Origin of the sequence: Brevundimonas albigilva (genome assembly GCF_023503965.1) — a bacterium.
GTDB classification, from domain to species: domain Bacteria; phylum Pseudomonadota; class Alphaproteobacteria; order Caulobacterales; family Caulobacteraceae; genus Brevundimonas; species Brevundimonas albigilva.
In genome coordinates, this window is record NZ_CP097298.1 from 1950112 (window position 1) to 1975014 (window position 24903).

Annotated in this window: 23 protein-coding genes and 6 pseudogenes; 16 read left to right on the forward strand and 13 right to left on the reverse strand. The window is 71.3% G+C overall.

Annotation, left to right across the window (positions count from 1 at the left end; all coding sequences use genetic code 11):
* Positions 1-176 precede the first annotated feature (176 nt).
* On the reverse strand, positions 177-908 hold the full coding sequence (locus MU852_RS10420; protein WP_249749526.1) for a glycosyltransferase family 2 protein: 732 nt from the start codon (positions 906-908) through the stop codon (positions 177-179).
* A 74-nt stretch (positions 909-982) separates the two neighbouring features.
* Here MU852_RS10420 and MU852_RS10425 point away from each other — a divergent pair.
* The 3 genes and pseudogenes from MU852_RS10425 to MU852_RS10435 all read left to right on the forward strand — a co-directional run bounded on the left by MU852_RS10425 (position 983) and on the right by MU852_RS10435 (position 4090).
* A pseudogene (locus MU852_RS10425) lies at positions 983-2676 on the forward strand (ArnT family glycosyltransferase).
* Positions 2673-3585, forward strand: a pseudogene (locus tag MU852_RS10430) (hydroxymethylglutaryl-CoA lyase). The pseudogenes MU852_RS10425 and MU852_RS10430 overlap by 4 nt, the downstream one beginning before the upstream one ends.
* An 88-nt stretch (positions 3586-3673) precedes the next feature.
* Complete coding sequence (locus MU852_RS10435; protein WP_249749528.1) at positions 3674-4090, forward strand: hypothetical protein; 417 nt, start codon at positions 3674-3676, stop codon at positions 4088-4090.
* A 192-nt stretch (positions 4091-4282) separates the two neighbouring features.
* Here the strand turns inward: MU852_RS10435 and MU852_RS10440 are convergent, their stop codons facing one another.
* From MU852_RS10440 to trhA, 3 genes are all read right to left on the reverse strand, one after another.
* Complete coding sequence (locus MU852_RS10440; RefSeq protein ID WP_249749529.1) at positions 4283-4639, reverse strand: hypothetical protein; 357 nt, start codon at positions 4637-4639, stop codon at positions 4283-4285.
* Positions 4636-5265, reverse strand: a complete 630-nt coding sequence (phaR, locus tag MU852_RS10445; protein WP_249749530.1) for a polyhydroxyalkanoate synthesis repressor PhaR — start codon at positions 5263-5265, stop codon at positions 4636-4638. The genes MU852_RS10440 and phaR overlap by 4 nt, the downstream gene beginning before the upstream one ends.
* Before the next feature lie 87 nt (positions 5266-5352).
* The gene (gene trhA, locus MU852_RS10450; RefSeq protein WP_430641222.1) at positions 5353-5874 is read right to left on the reverse strand and encodes a PAQR family membrane homeostasis protein TrhA; all 522 of its coding nucleotides are present in this window, start codon (positions 5872-5874) and stop codon (positions 5353-5355) included.
* Positions 5875-6212: 338 nt separating this feature from the next.
* Between trhA and MU852_RS10455 the strand changes: the two are divergent.
* Positions 6213-7386 (forward strand): annotated as a pseudogene (locus MU852_RS10455) (acetyl-CoA C-acetyltransferase).
* Between the two features lie 55 nt (positions 7387-7441).
* Here the strand turns inward: MU852_RS10455 and MU852_RS10460 are convergent.
* Positions 7442-8863, reverse strand: a complete 1422-nt coding sequence (locus MU852_RS10460; RefSeq protein ID WP_249749531.1) for a M20/M25/M40 family metallo-hydrolase — start codon at positions 8861-8863, stop codon at positions 7442-7444.
* Between the two features lie 9 nt (positions 8864-8872).
* Between MU852_RS10460 and MU852_RS10465 the strand changes: the two genes are divergently transcribed.
* On the forward strand, positions 8873-9061 hold the full coding sequence (locus tag MU852_RS10465) for a hypothetical protein (RefSeq protein ID WP_249749532.1): 189 nt from the start codon (positions 8873-8875) through the stop codon (positions 9059-9061).
* Positions 9062-9133: 72 nt separating this feature from the next.
* Here the strand turns inward: MU852_RS10465 and htpX are convergent, their stop codons facing one another.
* Entirely contained in the window at positions 9134-10099 is a 966-nt protein-coding gene (htpX, locus tag MU852_RS10470) for a zinc metalloprotease HtpX (RefSeq protein WP_249749533.1), read from the reverse strand.
* A gap of 50 nt (positions 10100-10149) precedes the next feature.
* On the opposite strand from htpX, the gene MU852_RS10475 reads away from it, so the two are divergent.
* The 3 genes from MU852_RS10475 (at position 10150) to MU852_RS10485 (ending at position 11632) form a co-directional block, all read left to right on the forward strand.
* Complete coding sequence (locus tag MU852_RS10475) at positions 10150-10374, forward strand: DUF1674 domain-containing protein (RefSeq protein ID WP_249749534.1); 225 nt, start codon at positions 10150-10152, stop codon at positions 10372-10374.
* Positions 10375-10439: 65 nt separating this feature from the next.
* Entirely contained in the window at positions 10440-11048 is a 609-nt protein-coding gene (locus MU852_RS10480) for a hypothetical protein (RefSeq protein WP_249749535.1), read from the forward strand.
* A 371-nt stretch (positions 11049-11419) separates the two neighbouring features.
* Entirely contained in the window at positions 11420-11632 is a 213-nt protein-coding gene (locus MU852_RS10485; protein ID WP_249749536.1) for a hypothetical protein, read from the forward strand.
* Positions 11633-11635: 3 nt separating this feature from the next.
* Here MU852_RS10485 and pyrF read toward each other — a convergent pair.
* Positions 11636-12351, reverse strand: a pseudogene (gene pyrF / locus MU852_RS10490) (orotidine-5'-phosphate decarboxylase).
* 81 nt (positions 12352-12432) lie between these two features.
* Between pyrF and MU852_RS10495 the strand changes: the two are divergent.
* Positions 12433-13131 (forward strand): MarC family protein, encoded by a 699-nt coding sequence (locus MU852_RS10495; RefSeq protein WP_249749537.1) that lies wholly within the window; start codon positions 12433-12435, stop codon positions 13129-13131.
* Between the two features lie 9 nt (positions 13132-13140).
* Here MU852_RS10495 and MU852_RS10500 read toward each other — a convergent pair whose 3' ends face one another.
* Positions 13141-13899 carry an SDR family NAD(P)-dependent oxidoreductase gene (locus tag MU852_RS10500; RefSeq protein WP_347342389.1) on the reverse strand — a complete coding sequence of 253 codons (759 nt, stop codon included), beginning with the start codon at positions 13897-13899 and terminating at the stop codon, positions 13141-13143.
* 42 nt (positions 13900-13941) lie between these two features.
* Positions 13942-14411: pseudogene (locus tag MU852_RS10505) on the reverse strand (Rrf2 family transcriptional regulator).
* 168 nt (positions 14412-14579) lie between these two features.
* Here MU852_RS10505 and MU852_RS10510 point away from each other — a divergent pair.
* The 5 genes and pseudogenes from MU852_RS10510 to MU852_RS10525 form a co-directional block, all read left to right on the forward strand.
* Positions 14580-15958, forward strand: a pseudogene (locus MU852_RS10510) (KUP/HAK/KT family potassium transporter); the annotation flags it as partial.
* A 201-nt stretch (positions 15959-16159) separates the two neighbouring features.
* On the forward strand, positions 16160-16555 hold the full coding sequence (locus MU852_RS18245) for a KUP/HAK/KT family potassium transporter (RefSeq protein WP_430641223.1): 396 nt from the start codon (positions 16160-16162) through the stop codon (positions 16553-16555).
* A complete protein-coding gene (locus MU852_RS10515) occupies positions 16552-17940 on the forward strand; it encodes an RsmB/NOP family class I SAM-dependent RNA methyltransferase (protein ID WP_249749538.1) in 1389 nt (462 codons plus the stop codon). Before MU852_RS18245 ends, MU852_RS10515 begins: the two co-directional genes overlap by 4 nt.
* 52 nt (positions 17941-17992) lie before the next feature.
* On the forward strand, positions 17993-18658 hold the full coding sequence (gene rpe / locus MU852_RS10520) for a ribulose-phosphate 3-epimerase (RefSeq protein WP_249749539.1): 666 nt from the start codon (positions 17993-17995) through the stop codon (positions 18656-18658).
* The gene (locus tag MU852_RS10525) at positions 18655-20493 is read left to right on the forward strand and encodes a heparinase II/III family protein (RefSeq protein ID WP_249749540.1); all 1839 of its coding nucleotides are present in this window, start codon (positions 18655-18657) and stop codon (positions 20491-20493) included. The genes rpe and MU852_RS10525 overlap by 4 nt, the downstream gene beginning before the upstream one ends.
* Positions 20494-20507: 14 nt before the next feature.
* Here the strand turns inward: MU852_RS10525 and MU852_RS10530 are convergent, their stop codons facing one another.
* Positions 20508-20789 carry an energy transducer TonB family protein gene (locus tag MU852_RS10530; RefSeq protein ID WP_249749541.1) on the reverse strand — a complete coding sequence of 94 codons (282 nt, stop codon included), beginning with the start codon at positions 20787-20789 and terminating at the stop codon, positions 20508-20510.
* 174 nt (positions 20790-20963) lie between these two features.
* Here MU852_RS10530 and purH point away from each other — a divergent pair, with 174 nt between their 5' ends.
* Positions 20964-22568: a bifunctional phosphoribosylaminoimidazolecarboxamide formyltransferase/IMP cyclohydrolase gene (gene purH / locus MU852_RS10535; protein ID WP_249749542.1), complete on the forward strand. Its 1605-nt coding sequence runs from the start codon at positions 20964-20966 to the stop codon at positions 22566-22568.
* 19 nt (positions 22569-22587) lie between these two features.
* Here purH and MU852_RS10540 read toward each other — a convergent pair whose 3' ends face one another.
* From MU852_RS10540 to MU852_RS10550, 3 genes are read right to left on the reverse strand one after another with little or no spacing between them, the layout of a single operon-like run.
* Entirely contained in the window at positions 22588-22893 is a 306-nt protein-coding gene (locus tag MU852_RS10540; protein WP_249749543.1) for an SIP domain-containing protein, read from the reverse strand.
* Entirely contained in the window at positions 22878-23399 is a 522-nt protein-coding gene (locus MU852_RS10545; RefSeq protein ID WP_249749544.1) for a siderophore-interacting protein, read from the reverse strand. The genes MU852_RS10540 and MU852_RS10545 overlap by 16 nt, the downstream gene beginning before the upstream one ends.
* Positions 23396-24016, reverse strand: a complete 621-nt coding sequence (locus tag MU852_RS10550) for a PadR family transcriptional regulator (protein ID WP_249749545.1) — start codon at positions 24014-24016, stop codon at positions 23396-23398. The genes MU852_RS10545 and MU852_RS10550 overlap by 4 nt, the downstream gene beginning before the upstream one ends.
* 107 nt (positions 24017-24123) lie before the next feature.
* Between MU852_RS10550 and MU852_RS10555 the strand changes: the two genes are divergently transcribed.
* Complete coding sequence (locus MU852_RS10555; protein ID WP_249749546.1) at positions 24124-24873, forward strand: dienelactone hydrolase family protein; 750 nt, start codon at positions 24124-24126, stop codon at positions 24871-24873.
* Positions 24874-24903 lie beyond the last annotated feature (30 nt).

Below are 24903 nucleotides of genomic sequence, written 5' to 3' on the forward strand. Positions count from 1 at the left end.
GGAAACGACCGCCTGATTGCGCTCATAACAGCACCGCTGCCACAGGTCGAGGCGAAAACAGGCCGGCGAGGGCCTCATTCGTCGAGCGTGGCGTTGATGCTACACGGAAAATTCTGCCCAGAGACCCCCGCGACGCCATCTAAATGTGGCTGGGCGGCGCCGGTTCCACGACGATGTCAGAATTCGCTGACGGCCCCCGGGCGCCGCGCGCGCGACTTCAGCCACATCACGCCCGCCAGATCGGACACTGACGCGCGAAGCCGTCCCCAGTTGGTGTATTTCGACCGCCCCGTCTTACGATGCCGATGGCCGACGTCCAGATACTGGTTGCGATAGCCCTCGCGGATCATCAGCGCCGGCAGATAGCGGTGGACGTGATCGAAATAGGGCAGCCGCAGAAAGGCCTCGCGGCGAAACGCCTTCAGGCCGCAGCCGGTGTCGTCGGCGTCGTCGCCCAGCAGGCGCCGGCGGATGCGATTGGCCCACAGCGACGCCTGGCGCTTGGAGGCGCTGTCCTGCCGGCGCGCGCGGCGGCCGCCGACCAGGGCCACGTCCGGCGAAGCGGCGGCCAGGGCGTCGACCAGGCGCGGCGCGTCCGCGGGCGGGTTCTGGCCGTCGCCGTCCATCGTCACCACGATCGGCGCGCGGGCCGCCAGCACGCCCGTTCGCACGGCGCGGCTCTGGCCGGCGTTGGTCGAGTGCGCCAGCACCCGCAGCGTGGGCAAGTCGGTCATCGCCGTCCTGAGTTCGCCCAGGGTGTCGTCGCGACTGGCGTCATCGACGAAGATCATCTCGTAGGACCGCCCGGCGAAGGCCTCGGCGATCTCGCGCGCCAGGGCGACGGCGGCGCCGGCTTCGTCGTGGACCGGGACGACGACCGAGATGTCGGGAAGCGGTTGCGCGTTCATGGCGCCTCTTAGCGCACGTCGGGCCGCAGGGGGAGATGGCTGACGTCCCCGCACGCGCCGTGTAAGACGGACGCATGAACCGTATCGACCTTGATCGCCTCGTCGCCGGCTGGCGGGGCCCGCTTCTGGCGGCGCTGCTGGCGCTGGTCGCCGGCCTGCCCGGCCTGCTGCTGCTGCCGCCGCTGGACCGCGACGAGAGCCGCTTCGCCCAGGCCACGGCCCAGATGCTGGAAAGCGGCGACTATGTCGACATTCGCTTCCAGGACGATCCGCGGTGGAAGAAGCCGGTCGGCATCTACTGGCTTCAGGCGGCGGCGGTGTCCCTGACGTCGGACGTCGAGGATCGCCAGATCGCGCCTTACCGGATCCCGTCGCTTCTGGGCGCGATGCTGGCGGCCTGGGCGACGGCGTGGGCGGGCGCGGCCCTGTTCGGATCGCGCGTCGGCTTCTTCGGCGGGGCGATCCTGGGGGCCACCTTCCTGTTGTCGACCGAGGCGGGGATCGCCAAAACCGACGCCATGCTGTGCGGGGCCACCACCCTGGCCATGGCGGCCCTGGCGCGCATCTACATGGCCTCGCGCGCGGGGGAACGGCCCGCCCGGCCGCACAAGCTGCTGTTCTGGCTGGGCCTGGGCCTGTCGATCCTGATCAAGGGGCCGATCGGCCTGATGGTCGTGGCCCTGGCGATCCTGGCCGTGTCGATCTGGGATCGGGACTTCAGGTGGCTGTATCGCCTCGGGTGGGGGTGGGGGCTGCCCCTGGTGGCGCTGATGGTCGGTCCCTGGGCCATCGCCATCACCATCGCCACCGACGGCGGCTTCTGGCGCGAGGCCATCGGCGGCGACCTGGCGCCCAAGATCGCCGGCGCCCACGAAAGCCATTCGGGCTTCCCCGGCATGTATCTGGTGCTTGCGCCGCTGCTGTTCTTCCCCGCCACCCTGCTGTTGCCGGCGGCGGTCGCGACCGGCTGGACCCGGCGGGCCGAGCCGGCGATCCGCTTTCTGGTGTGCTGGCTGGTCCCGGCCTGGCTGGTGTTCGAACTGGCCCCGACCAAGCTGTGGCACTACACCCTGCCGACCTTCGGCGCCCTGGCCCTTCTGGCCGCCGCCGCCCTGGCCCGGCCCGTCGGCAAGGCGTCGCGCATCGTCGGCGCGGTCCTGGTCGTCGTCGCAGCCCTGCTGGTCGTGGCCATCACCGTCTATGGCCTGACCGTCTATGGCACCTCGACGGCCCAGACCTGGGCGGCGATCACCGTCGTCTCGGCCTTGGCGGCCGCGGCCGTGGGGGCGTTCCTGCTGCTGAACAGGGCGGCCGGGGCGGCGCTGATCGCGTCGCTGGCCTTCGGCGTGGTCGCCCACGCGGCCCTTTCGGGAACGATCCGGCAGCTGCGCCCCTGGCCATCGCGCCCCAGCTTGAGCGCGCGCTGGAGGCGGCGGACCTGCATCCGCGCCAGGGGCGCACGCCCGGCCCCGTCGCGATCACCGGCTTCCATGAACCCAGCTTCGTCTTCCTGACCGGTCGCGACACCCAACTGACCGACGCCGAAGGCGCGGCGCGCGCCCTGGCCGAGGGGCGGCCGGCCATCGTCGAGGCGCGCGACGCCGACGCCTTCCGCGCGGCCTCGTCCCGATTGGGCGTGTCGGGGCGCGCGGCCGGCGTGGTCACGGGCCACAACTATTCCCAGGGCGACGACGTCAGCCTGACCCTCTACGCGCCGCCCCCTCGCGCTCCGGCCACGCCCGTCGCGACGCGGAGGAGCGGTTCATGAGCCGGCCCATCCAGATCGTGGAGGTGGGCCCGCGCGACGGGCTCCAGAACGAAAAGGCGGTGCTGGCGCCGCCCGTGCGGGCCGAACTGGTGCGTCGGCTGGAGGCCGCCGGCGCGCGTCGCATCGAGGCCGTCTCCTTCGTCCATCCCAAGTACGTGCCGCAGATGGCGGGGGCGGAAGAGGTGATGGACGGCCTGCCGCGCGAGCCGGGGCGAAGCCGCATCGGCCTTGTGCTGAACGGTCGGGTACGACCGGGCCCTGGCGACCCCGGTGGACGAGGTCAACGTCGCCCTGTCCGCCACCGACGGCTTCGGCCTGAAGAACCAGGGGCTGACGGTTCAGGGCCAGCTGGCGATGCTGGGCGAGATCGTCGCGCGCCGTCACAACGCCGCGGCCTCGGACGGCGCGCCGTCCCTGTCGGCGATGATCTCCTGCGTCTGGGGTTGCCCGTTCGACGGCGAGGTCTCGACGCAGCGGGTCGCCGATGTCGTCGGCGCCGTCGCGGCGATGGGCGTGGGCGAAATCGGCCTGGCCGACACCATCGGCGCAGGCGATCCCTGGGCGGTGACCCGAAAGGTCGAGGCGGCGCGCCGCGCGGCGCCCGAGGCGACGCTGAGGCTGCATTTCCACGACACGCGCAACACCGGCCTGGCCAACGCCTATGCAGGCGTGGAGGCGGGGATCGACGTGCTGGACGCCTCGGTCGGCGGCGTCGGCGGCTGTCCCTTCGCGCCGGGCGCCACCGGCAACATCGCCACCGAGGACCTGGTCTATATGCTGGAACGCGCGGGGTTCGACACCGGCTACGACCTGGACGCGCTGATCGTTGCGGCGAAATGGATCGGCCAGGCGATCGGCCGGCCCGCGCCGTCGGCCCTCAGCCGCGCCGGGGGCTTTCCAAAAGCCTGAGAGGCGCGGCTTTGCGAGGGGGCCGCATCGGCGCTATCGTCGATCCGGGTCAACCGCAGGGGGCGGCGCGCCCGTCCCGGACCGACCCATGCTGATCGCCATCCCGCTGCTGCTGATTCCCGTCGTTCTCTATAACGTCGTGGTGCTGTTCGGCGCGGGCGGCGGGGGACGGGTCGACGCCGACGCCCTGCTGCGCGATCCGGTCTTTTCGGTCACCATGACGTCCGGCGCGCAATGGACCATCGGCGCGGGGGACATGATCCTGTTCGTCGGGCTGATCCTGCTGTTCTTCGAACTGGTGAAGTCGACGTCCAGCCAGCGCGCGGCCATCATCAATCACGCCCTGTCGATGGTCCTGTTCATCGCCGTGCTGATCGAATTCCTGCTGCTGCCGGGCTTCGCCACCTCGACCTTCTTCCTGATCGTGACGATGGTGCTGCTGGACGTGCTGGCCGGCTTCATCGTCACCATCATCGCCAGCCGCAAGGACTTCGACCTGGCCTGACCCGCCGACGCGCGGCAGGCCGAACCCAAAAAGCCTCAAGCAGCGCGAAGCGCGGCAGGCCCTAAGAAAAGGCCGTGAAGATCAGGGCCACGATGCAGACGTCGAACAGCTTGGACAGGGCGCCGAGAAGGGGCACGGGGGCTCCGGGAAACGGGTCGGTTCGTCCCGTCACAGCAAGCCCCGTGCCGTTCCTCAGATGTCGGTGTCGGTGGTCTTTCCGACGGGCGGACGACGCTCTTCCGGGCCCGAATATTCGGTCTCCAGATAGGCGGCGCGGGCCGCGCCCAGCACGGGCGGGCCGCCGCGGAGGCCCCGCTTCTGACCGGTCTGGCCCATCTGCTGGGCCAGGAAGGCGGCCGCGCCGGGTTCGACCGGCGGCCGCGCGGCAGCTCTTGCCGGGGACGGGGCGGGCTCGAAGGGGGCCGGTTCGTCGGTGGGAACCAGGGCGCGAACGTCCCGCCGCTGACGCTGGCGGCGCTCGCCCGTCCGGCGTTCGCCCGCCGGATCGATCGCGCCCGGTCCGACGATGGGGCGGATCTCGTCGGTCATTGCGCCGCCTTGCCGCCCCGCGCCAGGCGATCCAGCTGCGCGCGCATCTCGTCCATCTGGCGGCGCATCTCGTCAAGCGCCGCGTCCGACGAGGTCGCGGGCGGCGCCTCGCTCTCGGCCGCGGTCGGCGCCGGTTCCGCGCGCGGATAGGCGAAGCCGGGGAACATCTGCAGGGCGCGCTCGAACATGGCCATGTTGGCGCGCGCGGCCTCCTCGATCAGGGTCGCGCCCGAGCCGGAGCCGAAGGCGCGGCTCATCTGGCTGGCGAACTGCTCCTGCTGACGGCTGAAGTTGGCCAGCGACATTTCCAGATAGGAGGGCAGGACGCCCTGCATCTGGCCGCCGTAGAAGCCGATCAGCTGGCGCAGGAACTGGACCGGCAGCAGGGCTTCGCCCCGGCTTTCCTCCTCGAAGATGATCTGGGTCAGGATCTGGCGCGTCAGGTCCTCGTTGGACTTGGCGTCATAGACCACGAACTCCACGCCCTCGCGCACCATGGTCGCCAGGTCCTCCAGCGTGACGTAGGCGCTGGTGCGCGTGTTGTAGAGCCTGCGGTTCGCATACTTCTTGATGACGATCACCGCCGTGTCGTCGCCTTTTCCGCCCTTGATCTTGTCTTCAGCCACGCTTGTTCTCGCGATGTTGCAACGCCGCACTATCGTCCGTTGCGACGCGAAGCGCCAGAGGGCGCCCCGCAGGGCGCCAAAGCCGCCTCAGTGGCTCATGGCCGGGGCCAGGACCACGCCGACCAGGACCGCCGTCCAGTGGACCGTCGCGCCGGTGACGACGAAGCCATGCCAGATGGCGCGACGGAACCGCACCTTGGGGCTGATGAAGACGAACACGCCGGCCGTGTAGATCAGCCCGCCCAGCACCAGCAGGCCCAGGGCCACCGGGTGCACCGTCTCGACCATCGGCTTCAGGGCGGCCACGGCCAGCCAGCCGAAAAGGACATAGACCGCGCTCCAGAACCGGTCCGAGATGCGCGGGGCGAACAGCTTCACCCCCGCCCCGGCGAACGCCAGCGTCCAGATCAGGGCGGTGAAGCCGATCGACCACGCCCCCTCGAAGCGCTGGGTGGTGAAGGGGGTGTAGCTGCCCGCGATCATCAGGAAGATGGCGGCCTCGTCCAGCCGGCGCAGCACCGGCCGCGCGGCGCAGGGGTTGGCCTGGTTGTAGAGGGTGGAGGCCGTCAGCATGCCGACCAGGCAAAGGGCGTAGATCGCCGTCGCCATGACCCCGCCGATCCCCGCATAGACGCCCGCCAACCCGGCCAGGATGATCGCCAACGGCCGCCAACATCAGGCCCACGACATGAACCCACAGGTCCGCCAGCTTCTCGGCGCGCGACTGGTAGTGCTCGATCATGTCCAGCTCGTCCGGGGTGCAGACGTGGGTGACGAGACGTTTCAGCGTGCCAAGCATGGCCTTTCCAATCCTGGACCGCGACGATCGTTCCGCCACAATGGGCCGACAGGATGACGATTGGCTGAACAGGCGCCTGGATGGGTGACGAAGCCGGCCGGATGCGGCAAAAGCGCAACGCAGCAATTTCAGCAGCGAGTGAAATCCCATGACCGACGTCGTCATCGTCTCCGCCGCCCGCACGCCCGTCGGCGCCTTCCTGGGCGGCCTGTCGCCGCTCCCGGCCGCCAAGCTGGGCGAGATCGCCATCAAGGCGGCGCTGGAACGGGCCGGCGTGTCCGGCGATGAGGTGGACGAGGTGATCCTGGGCCATGTGCTGCAGGCCGCCGCCGGCCAGGGTCCGGCCCGCCAGGCCGCGGTCGGCGCCGGCGTCAGGAAGGAGGCGCCGGCCTGGAGCCTGAACCAGATCTGCGGCTCGGGCCTGCGCGCCGTCGCCGTCGCGGCCCAGCAGATCGCCCTGGGCGACGCCAGGATCGTCGTCGCGGGCGGCCAGGAAAGCATGAGCCAGGCGCCTCACGCCCAGCAGCTTCGCACCGGCCACAAGATGGGCGACGTCGCCCTGGTCGACACCATGATCAAGGACGGCCTGTGGGACGCCTTCAACGGCTATCACATGGGCCAGACGGCCGAGAACATCGCCGAGAGGTGGGCGATCAGCCGCGAGGCCCAAGACGAATTCGCTTTGGCCAGCCAACACAAGGCCGAGGCGGCGCAGACCGCCGGCCGCTTCGACGAGGAGATCGTCCCGGTCGTCATCCCCGGCAAGAAGGCCGACGTCGTCGTCGACAAGGACGAATACATCCGCCACGGCGCGACGCTGGACCTGATGCAGAAGCTGCGTCCCGCCTTCATGAAACGGTACGGTGACGGCGGCCAACGCCTCGGGCCTGAACGACGGCGCCGCGGCCCTGGTGCTGATGAGCGCCGAGGAGGCCGAGGCCCGGGGGCTGGAGCCGCTGGCCCGCATCGCCTCCGCCGCCACCGCCGGCGTCGATCCAGCGGTGATGGGCACGGGGCCGATCCCGGCCTCGAAGAAGGCGCTGGACAAGGCCGGCTGGACCGTCGCCGACCTGGACCTGGTGGAATCCAACGAGGCCTTCGCCGCCCAGAGCCTGTGCGTGGTCAAGGAACTGGGCCTCGATCCGGCCAAGGTCAACGTCAACGGCGGCGCCATCGCCATCGGCCACCCGATCGGCGCCTCGGGCGCGCGCATCCTGACCACCCTGCTGTTCGAGATGAAGCGCTCGGGCGCGAAGAAGGGCCTGGCCACCCTGTGCATCGGCGGCGGCATGGGCGTGGCCATGTGCGTCGAGCGCGTGTGACGCAATGAAAAAGGGGCGACGTTTCCGTCGCCCCGTGCTGGCCCGGCCTTCCGGCTCAGTCCTGCGGATATTCGAACGGATCGCTGGGCGTCGGCTGGGTGGGCAGCGGCATGCGCGGCAGCGGTTCGTCGCGATTGGCGGCGTTCAGCAGGAAGCTGGCCAGGATGATGGCCGCCTGGCGCATGTCTTCCGGCTTCAGGTGGTCGTAGCTGTCGATGCTGGTGTGGTGGATGCGCGCGGAGTAGTCGAGCGGGTCCTGGATGAACTGATAGCCGGGAATGCCCACCGCCTGCATATAGACGTGGTCGGTGCCGCCGGAGTTGCGCAAGGACACGGTGGTCGCCCCCATGCTGGCGAAGGGCGCCAGCCACTCCTGGAAGATCGGGGCGGCGGCGACATTGCCCTCGGCGTTGATGCCCCGGATCCTGCCCGAGCCGTTGTCGATGTTGAAATAGGCGACCAGGTCGCGATAGCCGGGCCGCGGCTCGATCGGCCAGCGGTTGCGCCAGGTGCGGTTGTTCGGCAGGTCCGCCCAGGCGGGGTCCGTCGCCGGGGCCCGGGTCGCCAGGTAACGGTCGACATAGGCCAGGGAGCCCAGCAGCCCCTGTTCCTCGCCGTTCCACAGGGCGAAGCGGATGGTGCGCTTGGGCCGCACGTTCAGCGCCTTCAGGATGCGCGCGGCCTCCATGACCACGGCGCTGCCGGCCGCATTGTCCTGCGCCCCGTCCGAGGCGACCCAGCTGTCCAGGTGGGCGCCGGCCATGACGTATTCGGACCCGCGCGCCGTGCCGGGAATGTCGGCCAGGATGTTGTAGGCGTTGACGTCCTCGTCGTGGAACCGGACCTCGCTGTTCAGCTCCAGCGTCGGCGGGGCGTCGGTCAGGGCCAGGCGCGCCAGGCGGCGGTAGTCCTCGGCCGCCAGCTCCATGCCCGCCAGCTTCGGCGTCGCGCCGACCTGATAGGTGTAGCCCGTGCCGTGCAGCAGGCCGCCGTCGCGCTGAGAAATCCGGACCCAGGCCAGGGCCCCTTCCTCGACCAGGAAGGCGTCCATGCGGGCGGCGAAATCGGCCGTCTTCAGCTGGCGCTCGATGGCGGCCGGCGAATATTGCGGCTGGTTGTAGGTGTTGCGCTCGGCCAGCTCGGCGCTGGTCCAGCGGCGGAAGGCGGGCTCGGTCGGCTCGGACCCCGCGCCGGGCTGGGAGATCATGACGATCTTGCCCGCCAGCTTGCCGCGCCACTTGTCGAAGTCCTCGACCTTGGAGATCGGGGCCACGACGACGCCGGCGCTGATCGGTCCGTTGGTGCCCGGCGTCCAGGCCACCGGAATGGCGCGCAGGTCCAGCGGTCGCGGCGCGGTCATCCGCGCGCTGGAGCGGACGACCTCCCAGCCGCGCCCGAACTCGAAGCCCTCGGCGCGGACGTTGGACAGGCCCCAGTCGCGGAACTGCTGCTGGGCCCAGCGCTCGGCCTGGCGCATCTGGGGCGATTGGTCATCCGCCCGCCGATCCGGTCGGTCAGCCAGGCCGCGGTCTGCATCACCTGGCTGTGGTTCAGCCCCTGGTCGATGATGCCGTTGACGGCGACGCGGTCCACCGACTGGGCGGCGACCGGCGTGGCCAGCAGGGCGGCGGCGGAAACGAAGGCGAGAAGACGCGACATGGAAGGCAACCCCTGAATCGGACAGGGGCGCATCTGAAGCGATCCGGCCGTTCAGCGCAAATCCGGGCGCGGATGTCTGGCGCGGCGATCAGCCCCAGGGGCCGCGCGGCCTGTCCGGCGTGGTCGGCACGCCGGTGGTGGTCGGCGCCGCGGACGGCCGGGACGGGATCGGTTCGGCGACGGCGCGGGGCCGCATTCCCATCTTCGTCCCCAGCTCCATCAGCGCGCGCACGCGGTTGCCGGTGGCGGGGTGGGTCGAGAACAGGTTGTCGGCGCCCTTGCCGGCCAGCGGATTGATGATGAACAGCTGGCCCGAGGCCGGATTGCGCTCGGCCGTCGGATTGTGGATGCGCCTGGCGTAGGTCTCGATCTTCTGCAGCGCGCTGGCCAGGGCGTGGGGATCGCCGGCGATCTCGGCGCCGACGCGGTCGGCTTCGTATTCGCGGGCGCGGCTGATGGCCATCTGCACCAGGCCGGCGGCCATCGGCGCCAGGATCATCAGCGCCAGGGTCCCGACCAGGCCGCCGGGCCGCTCGCGGTCGTCGCCGCCGCCGAAGAACAGGGCGAAGTTGGCCAGGGCGGCGATGGCGCCGGCGATGGTGGCCGTCACCGTCATGGTCAGGGTGTCGCGGTTCTTCACATGGGCCAGTTCGTGGGCCATCACGCCGCGCACCTCTTCGCGCGTCAGCATGTCCAGCAGGCCGGTGGTGGCGCAGACGGCGGCGTTCTCGGGATTGCGGCCGGTGGCGAAGGCGTTGGGCTGGTCGTTGGGGATGATGGCGACCTGCGGCTGGGGCATGCCGGCGTCGGCGGCCATCTGGCGCACGTCGGCGACATAGTTCCGGACCACGGCGTTCGGATGGTTCTCGTCCACCGGCTGGGCGCGGTACATGCGCAGCACGATCTTGTCGGCGTTCCAGTAGCTGAAGACGTTCATGCCGCCCGCGACCAGCAGGGCGATCAGCATGCCGGGCACGCGACCGATCATGTAGCCGATCCCCATGAACAGGGCGGTCAGGACGGCCAGGAGAATGAAGGTCTTCAGATGGTTCATCGCACCGCCTATTTGAGGCCGGACGCCATGCCTCTCAAGTGAGCCGCCCTGTGACCGAACATCCCACCCCCGCCCCGGCCTTTAACGCCGACGTGCCGCACGCCACGACCGAGCGCCCGCTGAGCGAGACGGCGCGCCAGGCGCTGCTGGAGGCTGCGGAACGCCGCGCCGCGCAGGCGCCGACGCCGGCCGAGGTCGAGCATGGCGGACCGCGGGGGCCCGAACCCACCCGCTACGGCGACTGGGAGAAGAAGGGGCTGGCGATCGACTTCTGACCCGGCCAGAGGGCGGTCAGGCCTGGGACTTGCCTAAGGATTCGTGAATCAGCGGAGCCTGTCCCATGTCGATACAATCCACCCTTTCGGCCGCTGCGGCGGTCCTCCTCCTGTCGGCGGCGCCCGCGCTGGCCGGCGGACCCGGTCACGGCGGCGGCGGGGGCTGCGGCGGGGGTTGCGGCGGCGGCGGCCACCCCGGCGGCAATCGCAACATCAACGTGAACGTCAACGGCGGCGCCTACGCCAATGCCAACGCCAGCGCGCGGTCCTACGCCGGCGGCTATGTCAACGCCCGCTCCTATTCGTCCTCCTACAGCTCGGGCTGGTCGCGCGGCGGCGGTCACGGCGGCGTGGCCGTCTATGGCAGCGGCTACGGCGACGCCGGCCACTACGGCGGCGGCTACTACGGCGGGGGCGCTTCCTCGATCCAGTTCACCGGGCCGGCGCCGATCTCGGCGCCGATGGGCTATCCGGTCTCGGGGTTCGGCCGCGACTACATCGGCTGGCGGCGTCCGGCGCCCTATCCGGCGTCCGGCTACGGCGTGCAACTGCTACGCCCCGGCCCCGGCGCCGGCCTATGCGCCCCCGCCGGCCTATGTTCAGGCCCCGCCCGTCCAGATCGCGCCGCAGCGGGTCTATGTGGCTCCGCCCCAGGTGAACTACGCCCCGCCTGAAATCATCTCGGCCCCGCCGGTCTATATCGAGCAGCCGCCGATCTATGTGCAGTCGCCGCCGGTCAACGTCGGCCCGCAGCGGGTCTATGTCGATGCGCCCGCGGTCAACATCGCGCCTCCGGAAGTCGTCTCGGCCCCGCCGGTCTATGTCGAACAGGCCCCGATCCGCGTGCAGTCGCCCCCGGTCAACGTCGGTCCCGCCCGCGTCATGGTCGATGCGCCCGACGTCCGCGTCGCCCCGGCCGAGGTCCAGGTCGCGCCGCCCGCCTATATCGAGCAGGCCCCCGTCCAGGTGCGCCCGGCGCCGGTCGAGGTCGGTCCGGCTCGCGTGATGGTCGACGCGCCCGAGGTCCGGGTGGCCCCGGCCCGACGTGCAGTATGCGCCTCCGGCCTATGTCGAACAGGCGCCGATGCGGGTGCAGGCGCCGCCGGTGCATGTCGCCCCGGCCCAGGTCTACGTCGAACCTTCGCAGGTCCAGGTCGCGCCGCCGACCTACTATGGCGACCTGCCGCCGCCGGAGAACGTCGCCCCGCAGGCGCCGCCGCGCCACAACTATCGCCAGGAGCCCGGCGAGCGCGGCTAGGCTTCAGATCGCGGCGATCGTCTCGGCGATCGCCCGCGCCGCCTGGCGCGGATCGGCCGCCGCCGTGATCGGCCGGCCGATCACCAGGTGGCTGGCCCCGGCCCTCAGCGCCGCCTCGGGCGTCGCCGCCCGCGCCTGGTCGTCCAGGGCGGCGCCCGCCGGCCGCACCCCCGGCGTCACGATCAGGAAGTCGTCGCGGCCCGCCTGGGTCGCGATCTCGCGCGCGCGGGCCGCCTCGTGCGGGCTGGAGACGACGCCATCGATCCCCGCGTCCAGCGCCTGGCGCACCCGGCGCTCCACCAGTTCGGCGGGCGACAGGGCGTGGTCGTCGGCGATCAGGTCCTCGGCGGTCAGGCTGGTCAGGACGGTGACGCCCAGCACCTTCAGCCCCGATCCGGCGACCCCCGGGCCGCCGCCGCCATCACTTGGGGCCGCGCATGGACCGTCAGTAGATCGCAGCCCGACCCGGCCAGGTTCGCCGCCGCCTTCTCCACCGTCGCGCCGATGTCGTGCAGCTTCCAGTCTAGGAAGACCTTGCGCCCGTCCGCCTTCAGCGCGCGCGCCAGGTCCATGCCTCCCGCCGCGAACAGCTGCAGGCCGATCTTGTAGAAGCCGACGGCGTCCCCGATCGTCTCCACCAGACGGGCGGCCTCGGCGGTGGTCGGCACGTCCAGGGCGCAGACGATGCGGTCGTCGGGCAGGCGGTCGGGCTGGGTCATCGACGGGCTCGCGCTGACCGGCTATGGCTGACGCGAGGGACGTCGGCGGCCGGCGATTCGTGAATTGGGCGAGGCAAGGCGATGAACGCCGTCGATCTGGGTGTCAACCTGTTCGTGACCCTGTTCGCCCTGCTGGACCCGATCGGGAATCTGCCGATCTTCGCCGCCGCCACCGCCGGCGCGACCCTGCGCCAGCGCATTTCGGTCTCGGCCCTGATCTGCGTCTTCGCGGCGGTCTTTCTGGCCTTCTTCCTGTTCACCGGCCTGGCCCTGCTGCAGTTCTTCGGCATCTCCCTGGCGGCGTTCCGCATCGCCGGGGGCATTCTGCTGCTGTTCCTGGGCCTGGACATGGCGCGCGGCGACTTCCTGGCCATGTTCGCCGACAAGGACGCCCTGGCCGACAGCCAGGACGTGCGCGGTTATGCGCGGCGGCGGTTCCAGCGGCTGGTCGTGCCCTTCGCCATTCCCCTGATGATCGGGCCGGGCGCCATCTCGGCGGTCATCATCCAGGCGGGCGAGGCGGCCAAGCTGGGCTATGCCGGGACCATCGGCTCGGTCGTCGCCATCGCCGCCGCCTGCGCCGTCTCCTTCGTCTGTTTCGCCCTGACGGGCTCGCTGAGCCGGCTGCTGGGCGAGGTCGGCATGGCGATCATCGTCAAGGTTCTGGGCCTGATCCTGTGCGCCCTGGCCATCCAGTTCATCCTGCTGGGCCTGGGCGAGGCGGTGCCGGGCATGATCTCGGGCGCGGTGACGACGCCCTATCCCGCCGTCGGCCGCTGAGGCCGCAGATCAGATGCGCGCCAGCCGCCGGGCGTGACCGGCGGCCATCTTCAGGGCCAGGCCCTCGGGCAGATGGCGCGCCAGGGCGACCAGCACCGTGTTCATGGGGCCGGGCGTGACCTGGGGCCGGTTCGCCTCGCAGGCCGCGAAACCGATCCGCGCCACGCGGTCGGCCGTCATCCACATCCAGGCCGGATAGGCCTTGGACACCTCGGCGCGCGAGCCGTTGACGTCGTGGAATTCGGTCAGGGTGTAGCCGGGATTGATCACGGTGACGTGGACGCCCGTCCCCTGCGTCTCCAGGTGCAGGCCCTGGCTGGCCTTGATCAGGAAGCTCTTGATCGGCCCGTACAGGGTGTCGCCGCCCGTGGCGGGCAGGTGGCCGGCGACCGAGGCCACGTTCAGCACCCGACCAAAGCCCCGCTCGACCATGCCCGGCAGAAGCAGGCGCGACAGTTCGGCCGGCGCGATCAGCATGACCTGCAGCATGGCCCGATGGTCGGCCAAGGACGTCTGCAGAAAACCCGTCACCCGGCTGAAGCCGGCGTTGTTGACCAGGCCGTCGATCGTCAGCCCCCGGGAGGCCAGGGTCGCGACCAGCCGCTCCGGCGCGGCGGGATCGGCCAGGTCCTCGGTCACGACCGCGGCCGTCACGCCGTGCGCGGCCTCGATCTGGTCGGCCAGGGCGCGCAGGGGCGGCTCGCGCCGCGCGGTCAGGACGACGTTCCAGCCCTCGGACGCATAGACGCGGGCCAGGGCCGCGCCGATTCCGGCCGAGGCCCCGGTACCAGGATGGTGCGCCGGCTCACCTCAGGCCGCGACAGGGCAGGCGCCGTGGGGCGCGAACCCGGCCAGGGAGGCGGGGTCCTTGTCCAGCAGATCGGCGATGGTGATCTTACCCAGGGCGGCGGTGGCGGCCTCGTCGGCGGCGGTCAGGGCCTTGGCCACCTGACGCGGAATATGCTCGCCGACCGGGCAGCCCTTGGCCCCGGCGGGGGCGAGCCCAGGTGGGCGCAGCCGTTCACCGCCTTCAGAACCTCGTCCAGCGTGATCGACTCGGGCTGGCGCAGCAGCCACGACCCGCCGGTCGCGCCTGGCCGGGTGGCGATCAGTCCCGCCTTGGCCAGCAGGGCCGTGACGCGGCGCACGACCACGGGATTGGTCGGAATGGAGGACGCCAGCAGGGCGCTGGGCGCCGCCTGGGCAGGGCCGAAGGCGCCCTTGTGGGCCATATAGGCCAGGGCGTGGGCGGCGACGGGAAAGCGCTGGCTGTCTGACATGATCGTGTTCCGTCAGGGAAAATAGGCCTTCATCCGCCGAATCACAAATCCGTCCCCGGCGTCGGGAAACCGAATCCCGCCGCCCGCGATTGAAGACGGCGCGGAATGGGCCTAAAGGCTCGCCGCTTTGAAGGGACCGACGCCCTGTCGGAGACCCGGAGGATACGCATGGCCGGGGATACTCCCCACGACGCGGGCGCTTCCCCGCCAGCGTCGAACACGCCGAAGACATCCACCAACGCCACGGGACCGGAGTCCCATGCGCCCGGCGGCCAGGCGACGTCGCACGGCGGCTTCTGGGCCCTGACCCTGGGCGCGATCGGCGTGGTGTTCGGCGACATCGGCACCAGCCCCCTCTATGCGCTGCGCGAGGCGATCGACCACGCCCGCGACGGCGTGGGCGGCGATCTGGCCGTGGTCGGCGTGGTGTCGCTGGCCTTCTGGGCGCTGATGGTCGTGGTGACGTTCAAGTACGTCTTTTTCCTGATGCGCGCCGACAACAAGGGCGAAGGCGGCACCCTGTCGCTGATGGCCCTGGCCCAGTTCGCGGTCGGCCGGCGCAGCGCCTGGATCTTCATCCTGGGCGTCTGCGGCGCGGCCCTGTTCTACGGCGACGGCATCATCACGCCCGCCATTTCGGTGCTGTCGGCGGTCGAGGGCCTGCAGGACGCGCCGGGCATAGGCGGCGGGCTGGACCCGTTCATCGTGCCGATCTCGGCCGGCATCCTGATCGCCCTGTTCCTGGTGCAGTCGCGGGGCACGGCGGGCCTGGCCAAATTCTTCGGACCGATCACCGCCGTCTGGTTCCTGTCCCTGGGCGCGCTGGGCCTGGTGCACATCTTCGACGACATCTCGATCCTGCGCGCCCTGTCGCCCCACTACGGCGTCCAGCTGCTGCTCAACGACGGCTTCCTGGGCTTCGTCATCCTGGGCAGCGTCTTCCTGGCCGTCACCGGGGCCGAGGCGCTGTACGCCGACATGGGCCATTTCGGAAAGGCGCCGATCGCATGGGCTGGCTGGCCTTCGTCCTGCCGTGCCTGACGCTGAACTACCTGGGCCAGGGCGCCCTGATCCTGGACAATCCGGGCGCCTCGGAAAACCCGTTCTGGAACATGGTGCCGCAGGTCGCCTACTGGCCGATGCTGATCCTGGCCACGGCCGCGACCGTGATCGCCTCCCAGGCCGTCATCACCGGCGCCTTCTCGGTGACGCAACAGGCGGTGCAGCTGGGCCTTCTGCCGCGCATCGACATCCGCAACACGTCCGAGACCCAGGCCGGCCAGATCTTCGTGCCGGCGGTCAACAGCTTCCTGATGATCGGGGTGCTGGTGCTGCTGGTGGTGTTCCAGAGCTCGCACAACCTCACCGCCGCCTATGGCGTGGCGGTGACCGGCACCATGCTGGTCAACACCCTGATGGCCTATTTCGTCATCACCAAGGGCTGGAAGTGGCCGATGTGGGCGGTGGCGGGCACGCTGATCCCGTTCGCCTTCATCGACAGCGTCTTCCTGACGTCCAACCTGCTGAAGATCCCGGACGGCGCCTGGATGCCGCTGGTGCTGGGCGCGGCCCTGGTGGTGATCATGTGGACCTGGGTGCGCGGCACCCAGATCCTGACGGCCAAGACCCGCAAGGACAGCCTGCCGCTGACCGATCTGATCGAGATGCTCCAGGCCCGGCCGCCGCACCGCGCGCCCGGCACGGCCATCTTCCTGACCTCCGACCCCGAGGTCGCCCCGGTCGCCCTGATGCACAATCTCAAGCACAACAAGGTGCTGCACGAGAAGAACGTCATCCTGACCGTACGCACCGCCGAGCGGCCGCGCGTGCCGGAAAGGGAGCGCGTGCGGATGGAGCCGATCAACGACGACTTCAAGAAGCTGACCATCTCCTACGGCTTCATGGAGACGCCCAACGTCCCGCGCGCGCTGGGTCTGTGCCGCAAGCAGGGTCTGAAGTTCGACATCATGTCGACCAGCTTCTTCCTGGGGCGGCGTTCGCTGATCCCGTCGGCGCGCCAGGGCATGCCGTTGTGGCAGGACAAGCTGTTCATCTTCCTGATGCGCAACGCCGCCAATCCGACCGACTTCTTCCACATCCCGCCCGGCCGCGTGGTCGAGCTGGGCGCGCAGGTGGCGGTTTGAACGGCGGCGGAAGAAACTCCGACGCGCGCGGGCGGCGCATCGCGACCAAGGGCAGGCCGCGTCCGGCCTCGACCCAGGCCGCCGCCCCGTCGCAGGACGACATCGGGGTCGAGGCCCGCGTCGTCGCCGGCCTGCTGCTGAACGCCGCGCTGGAAAGGCGCAACGGCCTGGACGAGGCCCTGTCGCAACCGCCGGCGCGCGCGCTGGCGCCCGTCGACCGGGCCTTCGCCCGCGCCGTGGCCATGGCGGCCCTGCGCCGCCTGGGCGAGATCGACCAGATCCTGGACCGCCGCCTGGACAAGGCCCCGCCCGAGGCGGTCCGCACATTGCTGCGCATCGCCCTGGCCCAGACGCTGGTGCTGGAGACGCCCGCCTTCGCCGCCGTCTCGACGGCCGTGAAACTGGCCGAGCGCGACCCCAAGACCCGGCCCTACAAGAACCTGGTCAACGCCGTGCTGCGCGGCGTCGGCCGCGACGGCCCCGGCCTGACCACGGCCGAAAGCAACCTGCCCGACTGGATCGCCGCCCGCTGGAAGGCCGCCTACGGCGAGGCGACCCTGGCCGCCCTGGCCCTGGCGGGACGCGACGAGCCGCCCACCGACCTCAGCCTGAAGCCCGGCGTCGATCCGGCCGCCGTGGCCGAGGCCGTTGAGGGCGAGACCCTCTATTCGGGCGGGACGGGCGGCACGGTCCGCACCGGACGTCGCGGCGACGTGGCGACCTGGCCCGGTTTCGAGGACGGCGACTGGTGGGTGCAGGACGCCGCCGCCGCCGCGCCCGCCCGCCTCTTGGACGTCAAGGCCGGCGAGACGGCGCTGGACATGTGCGCCGCGCCCGGCGGCAAGACGCTGCAACTGGCCGCCGCCGGCGCCGACGTCGTCGCGCTGGACCGGTCGGCGCCGCGGCTGAAACGCCTGGCCCAGAACCTGGAGCGCACCGGCCTGACAGCCGAGGTGATCGCCGTCCCGGCCGAGGATTGGGACGATCCCCGCGCCTTCGACGCCGTCCTGCTGGACGCGCCGTGCACCGCCACCGGCACCTTCCGCCGGAATCCCGAGGTCCTGCGCGCCACCCGCCCCGCCGACGTGGCCAAGCTGGCCGACGTCCAGCACCGGCTGCTGGACGCCGCGGCCCAGCGGGTCAAGCCGGGCGGCCGCCTGGTCTATTGCACCTGCTCGCTGGAGCGCGAGGAGGGCGAGACCCAGGTGATCGCCTTCCTGCGCCGCAACCCGGCCTTCCGCACCGCTCCGGCCGACCCCGCCGCCGTGGGCGCCCCGCCCGAGGCCCTGACCCCCGAAGGCTGGCTTCGCATCCTGCCCTCGATGCAGGCCGAACGCGGCGGCCTGGACGGCTTCTTCGCCGCCAAGCTGGAACGGATCGGCTAGAGTCCTGGCGGGGCCGCCTTGCCCCCGCCTTCGTCCCGTCCTATCCGGGGGCATGGCCGCATCCCCCCTGATCTGTCCGTCCATTCTCGCCAGCGACTTCTCGCGCCTGGGCGACGAGGTCCGCGCCCTGGACGCCGCCGGCGCCGACTGGATCCACATCGACGTCATGGACGGCCATTTCGTGCCGAACCTGACGATGGGCCCGGACATCGTGAAGGCGATCCGGCCCTGCACGACCCGTCCCTTCGACGTTCACCTGATGGTGGCGCCGGTCGACAACTGGCTCGAGGCCTATCGCGACGCGGGGGCCGACATCCTGAGCGTCCATCCCGAGAGCGGCCCGCACCTGCACCGCACCCTGGGCCGCATCCGGCAGCTGGGCGCCAAGGCCGGGATCGTCTTCAACCCGGCCACCCCCCTGTCGATCCTGGAAGAGGTCGTCGACCTAGTGGACCTGGTGCTGATCATGTCGGTCAATCCCGGTTTCGGCGGGCAGAAGTTCATCGACGCCTCCCTGGCCAAGATCCAGCGCGCCCGCGCCATCCTGGACCGCGCCGGATCGGCCGCGCATCTCCAGGTCGACGGCGGCGTCACCGCCGCGAACGCCGCGGCCTGCGTCGACGCCGGGGCCGACGCCCTCGTGGCCGGCTCGTTCGTGTTCAAGGGCGACTATGCGACAAACATCGCCGCCCTGAAGGCCGTGCCGGAAGCGGCGTGAGCCCCCTCGGCCCCTTCGCCCCGCGCGGCTCGGACGGCGGCCCCGAGGTCGCCCCCGGCCATATTCCCGGCCTGGCCGGCGCCCCTGTCCGGACGCCGGTGCGCGCCGGCGACGTCCGGGCCGGTCCCGGCCTGTGGCCCGCCCTGGCCGGCCGGCTGGCGACCCGCCAGCTGTGGATCGAACTGTATGGCCTTCCCGGCTACAGCCTGACGCTGGGCGGGCGCAGGGCGACCGGCTTCGCGGCCACGCCGCGCGACTTCCGGCCGCTGGACCCGGAGATGGCGGCGACCCAGGCCAAGGCGATCCTGGGCGGCCGTTTCGTCCTGGGCGGGGCGGCGATGGAGGTCGACGCGCCCGCCGATCCCTGGAACCGGCCCAGCCCGTCGCGCGCCTTCGCCGTGGAGCTTCACGCCTTCGAATGGCTGCCGCCCCTGATGTCCCAGGGCGAGCGCGGCGCCCGGGAGGCGCTGCGGCTGGCGCTGGGATGGCAGGACGCCTTCGCCCGCTGGTCGCCGTTCGCCTGGGGGCCGGACATCCTGGCCCGGCGCGTCATCCGCCTGTCCTGCGCGGCGCGCAAGCTGGGCGCGGCGGCGACCGAGGCCGAGCGCCTGCGTCTGGCGGACAGTCTGGCGCGTCAGGGACGGCAACTGCTGCGTCCGCCCGGCGGCCTGGCCGAGCGGGCGAACAAGCTGACCGCCGCCGCCATCGCCGGCTGCGCCCTGGCCGGGCCGGTCGGCGCGGGCCTGCGCCGCCGCGCCCTGGGCGGACTGGAAAGCGCGCTGAAGGCCACGGTGCTGGAGGACGGGGGGCACGCGACCCGCAGTCCCGAGGCCGGCCTTGAGCTGCTGCTGGACCTGCTGACCCTGGACGACGCCCTGGCCCAGCTGTCGGAGCCGACGCCGGCGGCCGTGTCCGGCGCGGTCGCCCGGTTGACCGAGGGGCTTCATGTCCTGGTTCTGCCCGACGGGCGTCTGGCCGCCTTCCAGGGCGGCGGCCCTTCGACGACGGCGCGCGTCGCGGCGGCCCGCGCCCACGACGACACCGCCGATCCGCGACGCGAGGCCGAAAGCGGCGGCGCCGTGGGCGGCATGATCCGCATCGCCAGCCCCCTGCTGACCATCATGGCCGACGCCGCCAGCCCGGCGCGCGGCGCCTGGGGCGCCGGCGCCTGCGCCCAGCCGCTGGCGCTGGAGGTCTGTTGCGGCCGCGACCGGTTGTTCACCGGCTCGGGCTGGACCCCGGCGGCGGTCGACCGGCAGGCGCTGCGGCTGACGCCGGGCCATTCGACCCTGACCCTGGGCGAACGCTCGCTGAACGATCCGCTGGGCGGCTGGAAGGGCGAGCTGCTGGGGCCGCGCCTGGTCGGCCCGCCGATCCACGTCAACGCCGACCACCGCCAGGGGGACGGCGCGGTCTGGCTGGACCTGGAACACGACGGCTGGGCCGAGCTGTTCGGCCTGAACCATCAGCGCCGGCTGTATCTGGACCAGCGCCTGGACGAGCTTCGGGCCGAGGAACGGCTGTTCCCCACGCCGGGCCGCAAGGACGAGGTGCGCCAGATCGCGGCTCCCTACGCCATCCGCTTCCATCTGGAGCCGGGGGTGCAGGCCTCGCTGGCGCGCGACCGGCGCTCGATCCTGGTGCGCGGCGCCTCGGGCCGGGGCTGGTGGTTCCGGACGGACGGCCCCGACGTGGCCATCGAGCCCAGCGTGCACATCGACGCCGGGCTGACGCGCCGCTCGCTCCAGATTGTCGTGCGCGGCTCGGCCCGCACCGACAGCGAGAGCAAGATCCGCTGGAAACTGAGCCCGGCGGGCGCCAGCGAGCCGTCGTAACGCCCAGGTAGTGGCTATTGGGGTGCGGGCGCGCCGCCTGGAGCCAATCGAAACTGGATCGTCGTCTCGAAACGAGCGGGCGCAGTCCTGGCTTTCAGCTTCCCTTGCGACATCGCTTCAATGGCGGCCTCTCCGAAGCCGTATCCTTCGGGTTGTTCGGACACCACCCGGCAATCCGAGACCGATCCGTCGGCCTCGGCCAGACAGTTGATCCGTGCGTAGCCGCGCTCTCCCGTCGTCGCACAACCGACAAGGACGAAGCAGGTTGCCAGGGTCGCGATCATCCCGATCCGCATCTTTTCCTCCGTCACCCAAGGGTTGCGTTGGGGAATTAGGAGCCAGACAGGCCGTGGCGTCAATATGGAGCAGCCCGCCCCGCGGAGCCTGACATTTGGCGGGGGAGGGTGACGTGAGGACCGTTTGGCGTTAGACGCCCCGCCATCCTCCCCCCAGCCTTTACGGACGCCGCCATGCCCGCCGCTCCCGACTTCCCGCCCGCCCCGGACGCGATCAAGCCCGTCCGCGCCCTGATCTCGCTTTCGGACAAGGCGGGACTGGAGGATGCGGCCCGAACCCTGGCCGGCCTGGGCGTCGAACTGGTCTCGACCGGCGGCACCAAGGCGGCCATCGAGAAACTGGGCCTGCCGGTCAAGGACGTGGCCGACCTGACGGGTTTCCCCGAGATGATGGACGGGCGGGTCAAGACGCTGCACCCGGTCGTGCACGGCGGCCTGCTGGGCGTGCGCAACGCCCCGACCCACGCCGAGGCGATGACCCAGCACGGCATCGGCCCCATCGACATCGTCTGGATCGACCTCTACCCGTTCGAGAAGACCGTCGAGGACGGCGGCGGCTTCGAGGCGGCCATCGAGAACATCGACATCGGCGGCCCGGCCATGATCCGTTCCGGCTCCAAGAACCACGGCCACGTCGCCGTGGCGGTGGACGGCGAGAGCATCGGCCTGATCCTTCAGGCGCTGAAGACCGACGGCGCGACGACCCTGGCCTTGCGCAAACGCCTGGCCGCCCGCGCCTTCGCCCGCACCGCCGCCTATGACGCCGCCGTCTCGACCTGGTTCGCCGGCCAGCTGGAAGACGCCGCCCCGGCCCGCAAGTCCATCGCCGGAACCCTGGCCCAGACCCTGCGCTACGGCGAGAACCCGCACCAGACCGGCGCCTTCTACCGCACCGGCGAGCGCCGTCCCGGCGTGGCCTACGCCGAACAGGTCCAGGGCAAGGAGCTGGGCTACAACAACATCGCCGACGCCGACGCCGCCTATGAGCTGGTGGCCGAGTTCGAGGCCCCCGCCTGCGTCATCGTCAAACACGCCAACCCCTGCGGCGTCGCGGTCGGGAACACCCTGTCGGAAGCCTATGCCCGCGCGCTGGAATGCGACGCCGTGTCGGCCTTCGGCGGCGTGATCGCGGTCAACCGGCCGCTGAACGGCGACGACGCGCGCGCCATCACCGGCATCTTCACCGAGGTCGTCATCGCCCCCGGCGCCGACGACGAGGCCAAGGCCGTCTTCGCCGCCAAGAAGAACCTGCGCCTGCTGATCACCGATGGCCTGCCCGACCCGCACGGCGCGGGCGAAGTGTTCCGTTCGGTCGCCGGCGGCTTCCTGGTTCAGTCGCGCGACCGTTCGCTGATCAAGCCCGAAGACCTGAAGATCGTCACCCGGCGCCAGCCGACGCCGACCGAGATCCAGGACATGCTGTTCGCCTTCACCGTGGCCAAGCACGTGAAGTCCAACGCCATCGTCTACGCCAAGGACGGCCAGACGGCGGGCATCGGCGCCGGCCAGATGAACCGCCGCGACAGCGCCCGCATCGCCGCAATCCGCGCCAAGGAGGCGGGCGAGGCCAAGGGCCTGGCCCATTCGCTGGCGGAAGGTTCGGCCTGCGCGTCCGAAGCCTTCTTCCCCTTCGCCGACGGCCTGCTGGAAGCGGTCGCGGCCGGCGCCACGGCGGTGATCCAGCCCGGCGGCTCGATCCGCGACGAAGAGGTCATCGCCGCCGCCGACGAGCGGAACATCGCCATGGCCTTCACCGGCGTGCGGGTCTTCCGGCACTAGGGACCGCCACGCGCCGGCTTCAGTCCTCGATGACGACCTTTTCCGCCGTGCCGCCTTCGCGCCAATAGCCGGCGGCCTTCATCGCCCTGGGGTCGAACCCCAGGGCCACGACCCGGGCGCGCAGCGTCCGCGCCACCTGGGCCTCGGCCGCGATCCAGACGTAGGCGTCGCGGCGATCGACGTCCGTCAGGGCCTGCTCCACCGCCTGGGCCAGGGGCGTCGCGTCGCTGCGCGCGGCCTCGCCGCGGTCGACCCAGGCCACCGACAGGGCGGCGGGACTGGTCAAGGCCAGGCGCTCGGACGGGTCCTTCACGGCGACGACCACCGTGGCGCGGGCCTCGGCGGGCAGTTCCTCCAGCCGCCGCGCGCGATGGCGGGCAGGGCGGTTTCGTCGCCGATCAGCACATGGTCGGCGAAGGCCGTCGGAACCAGGGTGGAGCCGCGCGGTCCGCTGACGCCCAGCTGGACGCCGGGCGCGGCCGTCATGGCCCACTCGGTGGCCGGGCCGCCGTGGCCGGTCACGAAGTCGAGCGTCAGACGCCGCGTCGCCGGGTCGTAGGCGCGCGGGGTGTAGTCCCGCGCCGCCGGCCTCGGCTCGGGAAAGACCGGACCGTCCGGCCCCAAGGTCGGCATGACCGGCGCCTCGCCCGGCCGGGGCGGAAAGACCTTCACATGGTCGTCGAAGCCGGGCGAGACGAAGCCCTCCAGGTCGTCGCCGGTCAGGACGATGCGGCGGTAGGTCGGGGTCAGGTCCTCGACCGACACGACGCTCAGGGTGCGGAACTTCAGTTCGTGCCGCACCCGGCGGGGAATGCGAAGGCTCTCGCTCATGCCTTTTCCACCCCGTCGGCCGCCGCGTTCAGGATGTCGGCGACCGCCTTCACCTGCGCCTCGGTCAGAGCCGTTTCGCCGGTCAGCCGGGCGTGGACGGTCGCGCGCAACCGGCCGATGGCGTCCTGGATCGCTTCCGGCCGCCGGACGTGGGCGGCGAACTTGTCCATCCGCGCCTGGACGGCGGCCACGGCCTCGGCGTTCTCGGCCAGAAGGGCGCGGCCGGTCTCGGTGATCGCATACAGCTTCTTTCCGCCTTGGGCCGACGCCTCCAGCGCGCCCATCTCCTCCAGCAGGGTCAGGGTCGGATAGATGACGCCGGGGCTGGGAGAATAGGCGCCGCCCAGCCGGGTCTCCACGGCCTTGATCAGTTCATAGCCGTGGCTGGGTTCGTGGTCGGGCTTTTCCGCGATCAGCGACAGCAGCAGCCAGCGCAGGCTGCCGTGATCGAACAGCCGTCCGCCGCCGCGCCGGCCGTGGCCGCGGCCCATGCCCTCGCCGCGGTCCAGGCCCCGTCCGGGGCCGCCGCGCATTCCGCGCCCGCGACCGAAGACGCCGTGTTTGTCGCCGCATCCCTCGCGACGATGATGGTGATGGAAGATCCCCTTGGATCGCATTCCGATTTCCTTTTCGATATATCTATTCACGAGCGCTTAGATATATCGAATTGAGGAAGTGTCAAGAGCGCTGGCGTTCAGGCGCCAAGGCGGGCGACAGTGGCGGCATGGATGATCTGAACCAGCGCTGGGCCCGGCTTGAGCCGCACATGGTCGTGACGGGGCCGGACGACGACCGCCCGCGCCCGGCGGTGCTGTTGTTCCACGGCTGCGGCGGGCTTCGCGACCATCTGCCCCGCTACGCCCAGGCGGCGGCCGAGGCGGGTTGGCGGGCCTTCGTCGTCGATTCCTACGCCCCGCGCGGCTGGGGCCGGGCCTTCACCCTGACCGCCGTCTGCACCGGCCTGGCCCTGCGGGGGTACGAGCGGGCGGGCGATGTCCTGGCCGCGATCCGGGGCGTTTCCGCCCGGCCGGACGTGGACGCGGATCGCCTGGCCCTGGCGGGCTGGAGCCACGGCGGCTGGTCGATCATGGAGATGATGAGCGCCGATCCCGCGCCGAACGCCCTGGGCGTCAGCGACCCCGGCGCGGCCGATCTGTCGGGGGTGAAGGCGGTCTGGCTGGCCTATCCCTATGTCGGGCCCTTCGCCTTCAACAAGCTGAAGCCGTGGCGGCGTTGTCCCAAGGTCCTGGCCGTCACCTGCCGCCGCGATCACCTGACCACCGTCCGCAACGCCGAACAGGTCAACGCCATGATCCGCAACTGCGGCGCCGAGGTCGAAAGCTGGATCGCCGAGGGCACCCACGCCTTCGACGAACCCACCAACAACGGCCCGATGCGCCACGACCCGGCCCTGGCCGAGGAGGCCCTGCGCCGCTTCCGCGCCTTCCTGGAGGACGCCGCGCCCCACGGCTGAAAAGATTTCCGACCTTCCGTCTTGACGCGC